This window comes from Alicyclobacillus dauci (assembly GCF_026651605.1).
GTDB classification, from domain to species: domain Bacteria; phylum Bacillota; class Bacilli; order Alicyclobacillales; family Alicyclobacillaceae; genus Alicyclobacillus; species Alicyclobacillus dauci.
In genome coordinates this window covers 1,726,955-1,739,127 of record NZ_CP104064.1, presented here as the reverse complement: position 1 = coordinate 1,739,127, position 12,173 = coordinate 1,726,955, and the positions used below count along the sequence as shown (strand labels likewise).

Here is a 12,173-nt window from a genome sequence, read left to right as displayed (position 1 = left end):
GGAGTTTACACGCTGACTTTCACCATTGCAGGACGCAACACTTTATCGTGCAGCATGTAGCCCTTTTGCAGTTCCTGAAGGACCACATTCGGCTCCGTACCGTCTACAGATTCCTGCATGACAGCTTCATGGCGCACCGGATCGAATGTTTCCCCCTGGGCTTTCATGGGCTCCACACCGTGCTGCGACAGCACTTGCGTCAACTGACGATGGACCATTTCGATCCCAGTCCTCAACTGGTCGTCAGCTCCATCCTCAGCAGCAAGTGCCCGGTCGAAATTGTCCACAATGGGCAGAAGGTCTGCAAGCAGTTTTCTTGTCGCGAACTGGCTCAATTCTTCCTTTTCTTGACGCGTACGGCGTCGAAAGTTATCGAAGTCAGCCCGAACTCGCAGCAACTGCTGTTGCAAACTCTCAATTTCGGCGTCCTTTGGGTCTTGGCCCGCATCGTCTGCTGTCACTTCTGCATCCGCTTCGATTGTCTCCACTTCTGCTTCCACAGCGTCATTCTCTGCGTCAGATTGATTCTGTGTGTCGTTCAAGTTATTTTCTTCAACCAAATCTTTTTCGTCAGCCAAATGTCAAACATCCTTTCCTTGCCGCGATGTTCGGTAGGTTAAGACCCTTCTGTCCAGCGCGTCAACAAGGCCGTCATGGACCGTGACGAGAAGTCTAGAATTTGCATAATGCGGCTATAGTCCATCCGAATCGGTCCCAACACTCCAATATGGCCAACTGGTTTCCCTGACAAACTATACGTCGTCGTGATGACAGTACAATCCTGGAGTGGTCCAGCCGGGTTTTCCGCTCCAATGCGGACTTGAAAACCCATCCCTTCAAGAGGGAGTTGGCGACTGACAACGTGTCCAGTCTCCAGCAGCGATAGAAGTGACTGTGCCTTCTCGAAATCGTGAAATTCTGGTTGACTCAGCATATTTGCCGCACCGTTAATATAGACAGGTTCGTCGCGCCCACCAACTTGACAGAACTCCTCGACGATAGCTAAGACATCTTCGTATCGCTCAACAGTTCGACTTAATTGCTCGGCTAATTTGCTGTACAAATTCGACCGAAGCTTGGAGACCGGGATACCGACCAACTTCTCATTGAGGACGTTCACGATGGACTCAACGTCTTCGACTCGAATGTCCTCAGACAAGTGCACGGTGCAATCTTCCACATGGCCCGCATCCGTTACAAGAATGGCGACAGCTCGACCAGCGGTCAATGGGATGAGTTCAATCTTGCGCACTTTGTCTGTGTACATTTTTGGTCCGAGAACAATGGCCGTCTGCCTAGTCAAATTGGAGAGAACGGTAGACATCTCTCGAACGACCTGCTCGACTTCATCAATTCGTTTCGAAAAAAATGAACGCAATATCGCCACAGTGTTCATTTCCACTTCGCCTTGTTGCATGAGATTATCGACGTAAAATCGATAACCTTTCTGCGATGGAATTCGACCTGAAGACGTGTGCAACTGTGTTAAATAGCCCATTTCTTCTAAGTCGGCCATTTCATTTCGAATGGTGGCTGGACTAAATTGAATGGTTTCATGCTTGGCGAGTGCACGCGATCCGACGGGTTCAGCCACGCGAACATAATCCTCAATGATTGCACTCAGAATCAGTTGCTGTCTGTTGGTCAGCACCACTCTCGCCTCCTTGTTAGCACTCTCGACAATCGAGTGCTAAACATCATCTTCTTGACAATAGCAACGAGGAACGCCGTTGTCAATCGACAGGATTCGCGGTCACGAACTTCTCAAAAATGACGTTCGCAACAGGCCAGTAGCGACTCGGAATCCGAATCCTATCACCATCAACTTCAACCAATCCGTCCCGCTCCAAATCCGTCACGAGTTCGCCGTAGAGATCGTGTATCTTCACACCAAATCTCGCTTCAAAGGCCTTCTGAGAAACGCCTTCGTCCAGTCGAAGTCCAAGCATCATAGCGTCCTCGGCGGCCTCCATATGGGATACGGTGTGCTCCTCATCAATCGGCCGCTTGGCTTGTGTGAGTTTCTCCATGTAGGCGGGAATCCGTCTCACATTCTCGTAGCGCGTGCCATTGACGTAGCCGTGAGCCCCCGCCCCTGCCGCCAGATAGGGCTGATTTCGCCAATACACCAAGTTATGGCGTGCCTCTCCACCAGATTTGGCAAAATTGCTGATTTCGTAATGGCGCAGCCCGGCTGATATGAGTCGTTCTCGGACTTTATCGTACATGTCGCCCTCCAAGTCCTCGCCGGGTAACGGCAGTTGCCCCTTGTCCCGCCACTTCGCAAAGGGCGTGCCCTCTTCAATTTTTAGCCAGTAAGCTGAGACGTGATCGATTGGCAGGGACAGGACTCGCGCCAATGCGTCGTCAACGTCATCAAGAGACTGTTCTGGCAGGCCAAACATCAAGTCGACGTTAATGTGTCGGAAACCGAGTTTAGCAGCTGCCTCCACACGTTCCACGACAGTCTGGGCGTCGTGTGACCGACCGATGGTCAACAGGAGCCTGTCTTGGAATGTCTGAGCACCAAAGCTCAAACGAGTCACACCGTGATCCTTCAGTAACTTTAATTTGTCATCATCGACCGAATCCGGATTCGACTCGAACGTCACTTCTGCCTCCGGCGCAAACCGAAAATGCGCATGCATAGACTCAAGCATGCGCTCCAGTAACGCTGGTGGCGGTAACGTCGGCGTTCCACCACCAAAAAACACCGTTTCGAGCGGCGATGTCGCGTTCGCTCCCAGCAACGAAAACTCCCTGTCAAGTGACTCCACGTAGTTCTCCATGACGCGCTCTGGTGCTACATACGTATTAAAATCACAATAAAAACAGCGGCTTTTACAAAATGGAATGTGTACATAAAGCGACGTGGGTGTTGCGTTTCGCTCTCTATCTATCGGGTGTGCCTTCAAAGCTCTCACTCCATTTTTAGAACAGCCATGAACGCTTCCTGCGGCACCTCTACACTGCCAACCTGTTTCATGCGCTTTTTCCCCTCTTTTTGCTTCTCAAGGAGTTTGCGCTTGCGGGAAATATCACCGCCGTAACATTTTGCTAGCACATTTTTACGCATAGCGCGAATTGTTTCGCGTGAGACGACACGATTGCCAATTGTCGCTTGAATGGGCACTTCAAACATTTGTCGCGGAATCAATTCCTTCAACTTCTCACAAAGGGACCTACCGCGAGCATACGCTTTGTCTCGATGCACAATAAACGACAGTGCGTCCACGACTTCGCCGTTCAACAAAATGTCCATTTTGACGAGTTTTGACTCACGATATCCAACCAATTCGTAGTCAAAGGACGCGTAGCCTTTTGTAGACGACTTCAATCGGTCAAAGAAATCGTAGACGATTTCCGACAGTGGCAGATCGTAAATGATTGTCGTCCGCAGTTCGTCCAAATACTGCATATCATGGAACTGCCCGCGTTTTTCTTGGCATAACTCCATAACGGACCCGACATAATCTTTCGGAACGAAAATGGATGCCCGAACATACGGCTCCTCCACCCGCTCAATCCGATCCGCTTCAGGCATATCACTCGGGTTATCAACAGATAAAACCGTCCCATCCGTCAGATGCACGTTGTAAACAACGCTTGGCGCAGTCGTGATGAGCGTTAGCCCATATTCCCGTTCAAGGCGCTCCTGGACAATTTCCATATGCAGCATCCCGAGGAACCCGCAGCGGAAACCGAAGCCCAGTGCACTTGACGTCTCCGGCTCATAAGTCAAGGCGGCGTCATTTAATTCAAGCTTTTCGAGGGCCTCACGCAAGTCTTGGTAATCGGCGCTGTCCACCGGATACAAACCGCAGAACACCATAGGATTTGCTTTTCGATACCCTGGTAGGGGTTCCGGTGTGGGGCGCTCTGCATCCGTTACCGTATCACCAACGCGCGTGTCGCGAACATTCTTGATGCTCGCAGCCAAATAGCCAACGTCCCCCGCATACAAGGCGTCCACAGGCGTCATCCGCGGACGGAAGACGCCCACTTCATCGACTTCGAATTCCTTGCCGGTGGCCATCATGCGAACACGCATTCCCGGTTTGATCACACCGTTGAACACTCGCATATAGACGATGACGCCGCGATATGGATCGTAGTGTGAGTCGAAAATCAAGGCCTGTAACGGTTCGTCCGAATCGCCCTTGGGCGCGGGAACCTTAGCGACAATTTGCTCGAGAATCTCCTCGATCCCGATACCCGCTTTGGCCGACGCGAGCACGGCCTCACTGGCGTCGAGACCAATGACATCTTCCACTTCCTTGCGCACGCGCTCCGGCTCTGCGCTCGGCAGGTCGATTTTGTTGATCACGGGCAGAATCTCGAGATCATTGTCCAGGGCAAGGTAGACATTCGCAAGCGTCTGGGCCTCGATCCCCTGCGCCGCATCGACGACGAGCAATGCCCCTTCGCAGGCAGCAAGACTGCGAGATACCTCATATGTGAAATCCACGTGTCCTGGCGTATCAATTAAATTTAGTTCATACTCCTGCCCATCTTTCGCTTTGTAGCTAAGACGAACAGCTTGGAGTTTGATGGTAATGCCGCGTTCACGCTCTAAGTCCATTTGATCGAGCAGTTGATCTTGCATCTCGCGGTCGCTGACGGCACCGGTCAATTGCAAAATTCGATCCGCTAGCGTGGACTTGCCGTGATCGATATGCGCGATAATGGAAAAGTTCCGAATTCGCGACTGGCGGTCAGTGTTCGACACGTCTGGTCCTCCTTACTGTCACTTAGCGCGTTAGCGGTTAGTGACAGTTATATCGGCCTAGTTGAGCTTAGGGCTTTGCCCTTAGCGAACCTTGGCCGATGATGCGTTTCACGACGAAAACAAACCGCGCCACGGCGCGGCTTGTTCCAAATCAGTATATCATTCGACCGACGAGCCCAACAACTGTCGAATGCGACCACGTCGATTGTCGAAAATTTTTTTCGTTATCCCCCAAAATGATGTGAATGGTCGTGTGTGTGCGGCTGATCTGACCGGAACGAGTGCCACGATTCCCACGCTTCTTGAAGAACAAAATATAAGATCCCCGTTGCCGCAACAGCATCGACCCACCACCAATGAAATAATCCATTCAGGCCCAAACCGAGAAGTAAGGTCCACGACATATAGGCACAAGTGAAACTGCACATAGCGTCACCGATCAGACTTGGACTGTGCAAGAGTCGACCATACCGCAGTTTTTGCACAGCAAGCCAAGGGGTCACGATGCTGCTCGACGCAGCGGTTACGAGGCCAAGAATACTCAGCGTCGGTCCGAGCTGGATACGCAGTGCCTGACCCGACTTGAACGAAACGTATGCTGCCAACGCAAATAGGCACAGTGCAACGCAACCGCTGGTCCATCGTTCCAAGCGATGGTGTTCAGCTATCTCCGTTCCAGAATACATTTCCGTAAACAAACGAATGGCGAGAACCATGCCACTCAAGAGCTCAATCGCGCTATCCACACTAAAAGCTGACAAGGATAAACTGTCTACTCGGTATGCGGCAATGGCGGACAGAATGGCTTCTGTCATGATCCAGCCAATTGACAGCAGTTCGATCTCCAGGGCACTCCGCAAGAGTTTGTCCCGAAGCGGAACCGACGATCTCGACATTCGCTTACCTCCACTCGTCAATTCGTATTGATAAAGAGTGTGTTCAAGAGTCCCTTGAGCATGGACCCAAACACATTCTGCACTCGCTCACCCACATACACGCCACCGGTATCCATTGCCGCTGCCAGTGCGCTGTTCACGCCGTCATCGCCGGGATCCGGAGGCGTCGAATTGACTGTGAAGTTCGGCTGTGGAACCTGGTTACCTGTATTCGGATACTCGACGACAGGCGGCTGAAACGAATTCGTGCCCGAGCCAGCCGAGTTAAATGGGGTGTTCGGAACGGAACTCTGAGCGTCCCCACTTGATGGCTGCGTTACCCCTACTACGCGTGGCGTTGGCCCATTGCCAAGGTGCGTAATGGCCTCCGCAAAAGCAGTGAATACGGTTCCGCTCGCACCAACAAGGAGGCCGATAAAGAGAACCCCCGCTACAGTCTGTTTCAGTCGACGGCGCGCTAATCGCCAATTCTGCTTCATCTGCGCACATCCCCTTTACCGGTCGTTCTACTAATCCGTATGCGCGCAGTTGATAGATTATCACCCAATAATTGAAGTGACGTGCGTTTTACTAGAAGGAAACTTTCGATATGTGAAGAATTACGAGGTGAATACATGATAGGAGCAGTGACGAATGAGCGTTCAATCAGCTAGCGGCATAAGTACAACGCCAATCGTCAGCGGAACGACTGGTTCCACGAACGGGCTTCAACAAGTCCAGCAATTAACACAGGCGAACCAATCCTTTCAGCAAGTTTTGGCGGAAACCATAAATATGATATTGGAAGAAGAATTTGCTTCCATGTCAAGTCTGCTGTCGTTTGATGGTACGGATTCCAGTGACGCAATGGACCTGTCATTAAACACTGACGGCTCTTCATCATCTGTACTGGGACCCTCCATGTCGTCGTTCCTTTCTTTGTTGCCAAACTTTACAAGCACGGCCGCACCGAACGCGACAACGACGACACCTACGGCAACCGGTGGGGCAGTGGCTGATGCGTCTTCCGCTCCCGCACCCATTCAATCGTTGATTCAACAGGCTGCCAGCAAGTACAACCTATCGCCAAATCTACTCAGTGCAGTCGTGCAACAGGAATCAGGGTTTAATCCAAATTCCGTGTCCAACATGGGCGCACTCGGCTTGATGCAACTCATGCCTCAAACAGCACAATCACTTGGGGTTTCCAATCCGATGGACCCCGCCCAAAACATTGACGGAGGGGCACACTATTTAAGTCAACTCCTCGGTCAGTTTAACGGCAGCGTTCCCCTGGCACTTGCGGCTTACAACGCCGGCCCTGGAGCTGTACAACAACATGGCGGGGTGCCGCCGTATCCAGAAACACAGGCATATGTCACCAACATATTAAAGACGGCCGGAATCAGTAATCACCTCTAAAAACCGACAACCTATATTATGTGAAACCAAGAGGGGTGTCCAAGTGTCGCTGCACGAAGCCCTGACGCTGAGCGACGCCCCTTTCTTGTCGACACGAGTTGCTTCCCCCAGGAAACCCTCATGCGAGCCGGAGCTACCCTGCGTGTGCCTGCATATAGTCCTCAACGCACTGAACAAAATCACTGACAGCACTGCGCATATCCCGTGTAAGAAGATATGTATGGGTTGTGGGTAGCGACATATCAGGCACGTCTACTTCCATGATCCGTCCTAAAATCAGGGACTGCCTGGTAAGGCTCACTGGCAGAAAAGACGCAGCAAGCCCTTGTTCAACAAAGTGTAGGGTCACGTGCGTTTGACTGACGCGCATCGTCCGCAACGGTTTGAAGCGGTTGCGGAGGGCTGTAACGAGATCGTCCCAGAAAAGCGGATGATTATGCGTAACGATAGGATAGCGTTCCATAATATCGTCCACGGTCACAGTCGATCCGTCATGGTCTTGGTCCCATGCAGGCACAACCAGCCGGACAGGATCCTCGTACAGGATTTTACCCTCTATCAATCTGGAACTGGATGGTATACGAGAGAATCCGATATCGGCCTCATGCGACTCAACGAGCTTACAAACGTCATCCGAATCCACCACGCGAAGCGTAAACTGAATGTTTGGGTGGGTCTGGTGCATTCGTCGGATCCATCGCGACAAAAAAGTCAACGCCACTATCGGTGAGGTCGCCACGACAATCGTCTCGTCGTACGACTCGCTAAAGCGCGATAATTCCTCCTGGCTGGTTACATACGCATCATAAACATTCCTTGCGTGCTTAACCCCGCGTCTGCCCGCAGCACTTAGTTCCACATTCCGACCCGTGCGTTGAAAGAGCTCAACTCCCCAAACCTCTTCCAACTTTCGAATGTGCAGAGACACCGTGGGTTGAGCAATGTGCAAACGTTCGGCCGTACGATGGAAGTTGCCTTCCTCGGCTGCCACGAGGAACGTTTGAAGCCATGTGATTTCCAAGATTGACCACGCCCCAAATTGATACGATTTCATAATTGATACGATTAATTTTAATCATTATACATTTTCAGATATCCGACGTACACTTGTAGCGAAAGGACGTGGTAAGTTATGGCATGGGTCAATGGATTACAGGACGTGGTGGCAGCCCACACAGAAATCTCCGAAGTGGACGGCGAAGCTGGCAGGATCTCTTATCGAGGGATGCTCATGAATCAACTGGTTGGCAAAGCGTCGTATGAGGAGGTTGCTCACCTCTTGTGGACGGGTCATCTCCCATCACGTGAGGAAAGAGATGACCTGGTTAGGTCGTTTCAAGCTGGACACCAAATTGCTGAAAACGTCGTGGACGTTATGAATCACCTACCAGCTAAAATGGATCTCATGGACGCTGCAACGATTGGACTACTTAGCCTGGACGTACCAGAAAACTTGAATAAGGTTTCGCAAGCAGCCTTTTATACATCTGCGTTCCCGGTCTTGCTCCTCATGCATTACGCAAAACAAAAAGGTGTTCCCTTTATCGGGCCTCGAAACGACCTCGGACACGTTGCTAACTACTTATGGATGCAAACCGGAGGAGAAGAGCCGCATGAGCGTTCCGTGAAGGTCCTGGAAGCATACATGATTCTGACAATGGAACACAGTCTCAACGCCTCTGCTTTCGCGGGCCGCGTCGCAGCATCCACCCGAGCGACAATGCAAAGGGCCCTGGCGGCGGCAATGATGGCCATGACAGGAGAACTCCACGGTGGCGCGCCGAGCCAAGTCATTGATATGTTTAACGAGATCGAAACGGAAGAAAACGCTGAGTCATGGCTTCGTGACAGGCTTGCCCAAGGGCAACGAATCATGGGGTTCGGACATCGCATATATCGAACACTGGACCCACGTGCACGCGTTCTCCGCGATATTGCGGTTGAAGCATTGAAGGGCCAAGAAGCACTGAAACTGGCCCAAGTCGTCGAGGATAAGGCCACGGAATTGCTCGCGACACATAAACCGGGTCGTCGATTGTTTACGAACGTGGAATACTGGGCGGCTTGTGTACTGCGCGCTCTTCAGATCCCACCCGAACTGTACACGCCAACATTTTCAGCAAGTCGTATCGTTGGGTGGTCAGCACACATTTTGGAGCAACAAGACGTTGATAAACTGATTCGACCGAAAGCACTATACGTCGGTACTAACCACGAATTAGAGTAAATGGTCGCCGGGCACTTGGTTGGCCGGAAAAGGACCAGGGTGCCCGGAGACAGCGTGCTAATCGTTAATGTGTCACCAGATTGGCATCGTCCATCGTCATCGCTGGATGCAAGGCGACGTTAAGCCCTTTGGCTACAACAAAGGCAACATCGTCCATGAAATCATCCACTTCTTTCGGTGTCACGACGAGATTATTGCCCATAGGATCCAATACTTCGCGAATGAGATGCCATTTTTCTCCTGTGCCTAACTGATCAAATAACGCGCTCGCGGCATTTCCCGGGACTTGTTCGCGTAATTGACTCATCAAGAGTTCGATTGCGTCGTTCGCAATGGTGGCGGCATCAACGACTGTGGGGACACCTACTGCAATGACTGGAATGCCGAGGGATTCCTTGTCGAGTGCCTTCCGGTTATTGCCCACACCTGCACCCGGTTGGATGCCCGTGTCAGACAACTGAATCGTTGCATTCACACGCGTGAGCGATCTCGACGCCAACGCATCAATCGCGATCACGGCATCTGGCTTGATCCGCTCCACAATTCCACGGACGATCTCGCTCGTTTCAATCCCAGTCAACCCAAGCACACCGGGCGACACGGCCGAGATGGATCGATATCCTTTTCCGTCCCCAAGCACTTCAGGCATGTAGTGAAATAAATGGCGCGTGACAAACAGCTTGTTGACAACCATGGGGCCCAGGGCATCTGGCGTAATGTGTTCGTTGCCCAGACCAATGACCAAGACAGACGCGTCCTTCGGTAAATCCAGTAGACGATGCAGTTCGTCCGCAAACACCTTTGTCACACGCTCCTGCAGGTCTGGATCTCGATGCCGCAGACCAGGAATCTCCAACGTGACGTACATTCCTTTGCGTTTGCCCAGACGCCGTTCTGCAACCTTGGTTCGAACACGAACACGAGTCACATTCAAGCCGTCAAATTCTTCGTGTGATTCATCTACACCAGTCAAAGACCGACCACCTTGTTTGGCGAGCGCATGCGCCTCCATCGCCAAGTCGGTGCGGGGACTGTATTGCGATAGCGATCGATGTCGTTCATGTAACTTCATACTGCGAGGTTGTCCATGAATTTGCATACGTTTCATCAATTGTCCACCTCGATTCTGGAGTCGAGTCCTTGCTACAAGTCAAACGATGTGGTAAACTCTCTTTCGTCTGTAAAGGATGCCGGTTTTGTGCAACTGGAGGTGAACCATTCATGCCGAACATCAAATCAGCCGTAAAGCGCGTCCGCATTGCTGAGCGTCAATCGCTTCGAAATACTTCGATGAAGTCCGCACTGCGCACAACCATCAAGAAGTACGAAACATCTGTTTCCAAAAAGGACGCAGAGGCAGCACGTGAAACTCTGCTTGTTGCGACTCGTGCAATCGATAAAGCAGTCACTAAGGGAATTCTTCACAAGAACACAGCTGCTCGCAAGAAATCCCGTTTGACAAAGCGCTTGAATAACCTTGCGAACAACGCGTAAGGCAAAAGTAGACGACCCGTTTGGGTCGTTTATTTTTTTTGGCTTTGAATGAGTTGGTTCACATGTTGTTTCGCCATCTCTTCGCGAGCCAGGTACACCAATTTTCGAACCATCGGTCCACCAATGTGCCCACCGATTTTACCTGCCTCACGTGTCGTGAGATTCCCGTTATCTCCGTCCTCGTTATACGGCACATTCAACTTGTCCGCGACCATTTTTGCCGGGGACTTACGTTGTGCGTAGTTCATTCCCTCGACGACGCGCAATTGCCCATTCGGACCGATGGTCGGCACCAAATTATCGCGTTGTTCACGATTGTCGGACACGTACAAGCACCCCCTTGAGCTTACTTTGCCCGTGGTCGTGTACTCATACTCCTGGCACAGGACAGCATCAACAGTTCAATGGCCTGCCCAGGATCACGTCGCCCTCGCTTCACATCGTATTCATAATCAGCCGCCTGACGAATGAGCGTTTCCAAAGCTGATGACGTGACATTTCGGGCTTGGCGCTCTGCAACCTTCATAGCAAACGGATGTACCTTCACTTCTTTGGCGATATCCTCAATCCGGATTCCCCGCCCACCCTGCACTTTCGCATACCACATCATTCGCAGTTGGCGGGCGAGCATGGCAAGAAGGCCAAGCGGATCATATCCCTGGTGGGACAAATCCACAAGTGATGTCATAGCCGTCGCGATTCGTCCTTGGATGACGTCATCTACCCAATCGAACACCGTGTCCTCGACAGTTTGTGCAACCAGGTCGCGCACATCTTGAACGGTAATGGAACGGTCGACAGCGTACAGCGTGAGCTTTCGGAGTTCGTTTACCGCCTGCGACACAGAGCCCGTACGATGCCATAGTTCGGTCAATACGGCTCTGTCGGTATCCATTCCCTCGGTGGCAACCACTGTCTCCAAGAAACGAATGGCAACCGGTTCTTTTGGTGTTTTACAGTCGATCACGATATGGCGTTTTGCCGCTTTTGTCAGTTTTTTTCGCTCATCTAATTTGTCCGCCGAAACACTCATGACGAGCGTCCTCGTGCGAATGGGATTTTGCACATACGCCTCCAATACATCCGCACTTGATCCACTCTTTCCTTGACTCAAGAACGGAGTACAATTTCGGATGACCACAATTGGCTGCTGTAGAAATAGTGACACGGATTGCAGTTCCAACATCGCCTCGTCTATTCCATCCTCTTCGAAGTCAAATCGAACAACGGATTCAGCTTCTGTACTAGCAACCAATTTGTCCACGAACATGTCCATAAACAGGTGTTCTTGTCCATATAGTAAATAAACAGGGCCCACTTGCCCTTGTACTAATTGGTCATATGCACTTTGAAAATCCAAAAAAACGCCTCCCACAACCAGTATACCGTTTCTGGTCGTGAGAGGCGTATATCGTATGACTATACC

Annotated in this window: 13 protein-coding genes; 3 read left to right on the top strand and 10 right to left on the bottom strand. The window is 51.4% G+C overall.

Annotated features, from left to right (window positions below; translation table 11 throughout):
- Positions 1-5: 5 nt before the first annotated feature.
- The 6 genes from grpE to NZD86_RS08630 form a co-directional block, all read right to left on the bottom strand.
- A complete protein-coding gene (gene grpE, locus NZD86_RS08655) occupies positions 6-578 on the bottom strand; it encodes a nucleotide exchange factor GrpE (RefSeq protein WP_268046112.1) in 573 nt (190 codons plus the stop codon).
- Between the two features lie 38 nt (positions 579-616).
- Positions 617-1,651, bottom strand: coding sequence for a heat-inducible transcriptional repressor HrcA (gene hrcA / locus NZD86_RS08650; RefSeq protein ID WP_268046111.1), 1,035 nt, complete (start codon positions 1,649-1,651; stop codon positions 617-619).
- Positions 1,652-1,733: 82 nt separating this feature from the next.
- Positions 1,734-2,924 (bottom strand): radical SAM family heme chaperone HemW, encoded by a 1,191-nt coding sequence (hemW, locus tag NZD86_RS08645; RefSeq protein ID WP_268046110.1) that lies wholly within the window; start codon positions 2,922-2,924, stop codon positions 1,734-1,736.
- A complete protein-coding gene (gene lepA / locus NZD86_RS08640) occupies positions 2,921-4,729 on the bottom strand; it encodes a translation elongation factor 4 (RefSeq protein ID WP_268046109.1) in 1,809 nt (602 codons plus the stop codon). The genes hemW and lepA overlap by 4 nt, the downstream gene beginning before the upstream one ends.
- Before the next feature lie 224 nt (positions 4,730-4,953).
- Positions 4,954-5,625, bottom strand: coding sequence for a cation efflux transmembrane domain-containing protein (locus NZD86_RS08635; protein ID WP_268046108.1), 672 nt, complete (start codon positions 5,623-5,625; stop codon positions 4,954-4,956).
- A gap of 17 nt (positions 5,626-5,642) precedes the next feature.
- Positions 5,643-6,104, bottom strand: a complete 462-nt coding sequence (locus NZD86_RS08630; RefSeq protein WP_268046107.1) for a hypothetical protein — start codon at positions 6,102-6,104, stop codon at positions 5,643-5,645.
- Between the two features lie 154 nt (positions 6,105-6,258).
- Between NZD86_RS08630 and NZD86_RS08625 the strand changes: the two genes are divergently transcribed.
- A complete protein-coding gene (locus tag NZD86_RS08625) occupies positions 6,259-7,026 on the top strand; it encodes a lytic transglycosylase domain-containing protein (protein WP_268046106.1) in 768 nt (255 codons plus the stop codon).
- A 133-nt stretch (positions 7,027-7,159) separates the two neighbouring features.
- Here NZD86_RS08625 and NZD86_RS08620 read toward each other — a convergent pair whose 3' ends face one another.
- A complete protein-coding gene (locus tag NZD86_RS08620) occupies positions 7,160-8,080 on the bottom strand; it encodes a LysR family transcriptional regulator (protein ID WP_268046105.1) in 921 nt (306 codons plus the stop codon).
- A 78-nt stretch (positions 8,081-8,158) separates the two neighbouring features.
- On the opposite strand from NZD86_RS08620, the gene NZD86_RS08615 reads away from it, so the two are divergent.
- Positions 8,159-9,253 (top strand): citrate/2-methylcitrate synthase, encoded by a 1,095-nt coding sequence (locus tag NZD86_RS08615; RefSeq protein WP_268046104.1) that lies wholly within the window; start codon positions 8,159-8,161, stop codon positions 9,251-9,253.
- A gap of 64 nt (positions 9,254-9,317) precedes the next feature.
- On the opposite strand, the gene gpr is transcribed toward NZD86_RS08615, so the two are convergent.
- Complete coding sequence (gpr, locus tag NZD86_RS08610; protein WP_268046827.1) at positions 9,318-10,352, bottom strand: GPR endopeptidase; 1,035 nt, start codon at positions 10,350-10,352, stop codon at positions 9,318-9,320.
- 122 nt (positions 10,353-10,474) lie between these two features.
- Here gpr and rpsT point away from each other — a divergent pair, with 122 nt between their 5' ends.
- On the top strand, positions 10,475-10,747 hold the full coding sequence (rpsT, locus tag NZD86_RS08605; RefSeq protein WP_268046103.1) for a 30S ribosomal protein S20: 273 nt from the start codon (positions 10,475-10,477) through the stop codon (positions 10,745-10,747).
- Positions 10,748-10,776: 29 nt separating this feature from the next.
- Here the strand turns inward: rpsT and NZD86_RS08600 are convergent, their stop codons facing one another.
- Positions 10,777-11,073, bottom strand: a complete 297-nt coding sequence (locus NZD86_RS08600; RefSeq protein ID WP_268046102.1) for an alpha/beta-type small acid-soluble spore protein — start codon at positions 11,071-11,073, stop codon at positions 10,777-10,779.
- Between the two features lie 20 nt (positions 11,074-11,093).
- Positions 11,094-12,107, bottom strand: a complete 1,014-nt coding sequence (gene holA, locus NZD86_RS08595) for a DNA polymerase III subunit delta (protein ID WP_268046101.1) — start codon at positions 12,105-12,107, stop codon at positions 11,094-11,096.
- Positions 12,108-12,173: the final 66 nt, after the last annotated feature.

Bases quoted from the DNA above. Each gene is read 5' to 3' on its own strand.
- NZD86_RS08635 (WP_268046108.1), bottom strand. From the start codon at position 5,625: ATGTCGAGATCGTCGGTTCCGCTTCGGGACAAACTCTTGCGGAGTGCC.
- NZD86_RS08630 (WP_268046107.1), bottom strand. From the start codon at position 6,104: ATGAAGCAGAATTGGCGATTAGCGCGCCGTCGACTGAAACAGACTGTA.
- NZD86_RS08625 (WP_268046106.1), top strand. From the start codon at position 6,259: ATGAGCGTTCAATCAGCTAGCGGCATAAGTACAACGCCAATCGTCAGC.
- NZD86_RS08620 (WP_268046105.1), bottom strand. From the start codon at position 8,080: ATGAAATCGTATCAATTTGGGGCGTGGTCAATCTTGGAAATCACATGG.
- NZD86_RS08615 (WP_268046104.1), top strand. From the start codon at position 8,159: ATGGCATGGGTCAATGGATTACAGGACGTGGTGGCAGCCCACACAGAA.
- gpr (WP_268046827.1), bottom strand. From the start codon at position 10,352: ATGCAAATTCATGGACAACCTCGCAGTATGAAGTTACATGAACGACAT.
- rpsT (WP_268046103.1), top strand. From the start codon at position 10,475: ATGCCGAACATCAAATCAGCCGTAAAGCGCGTCCGCATTGCTGAGCGT.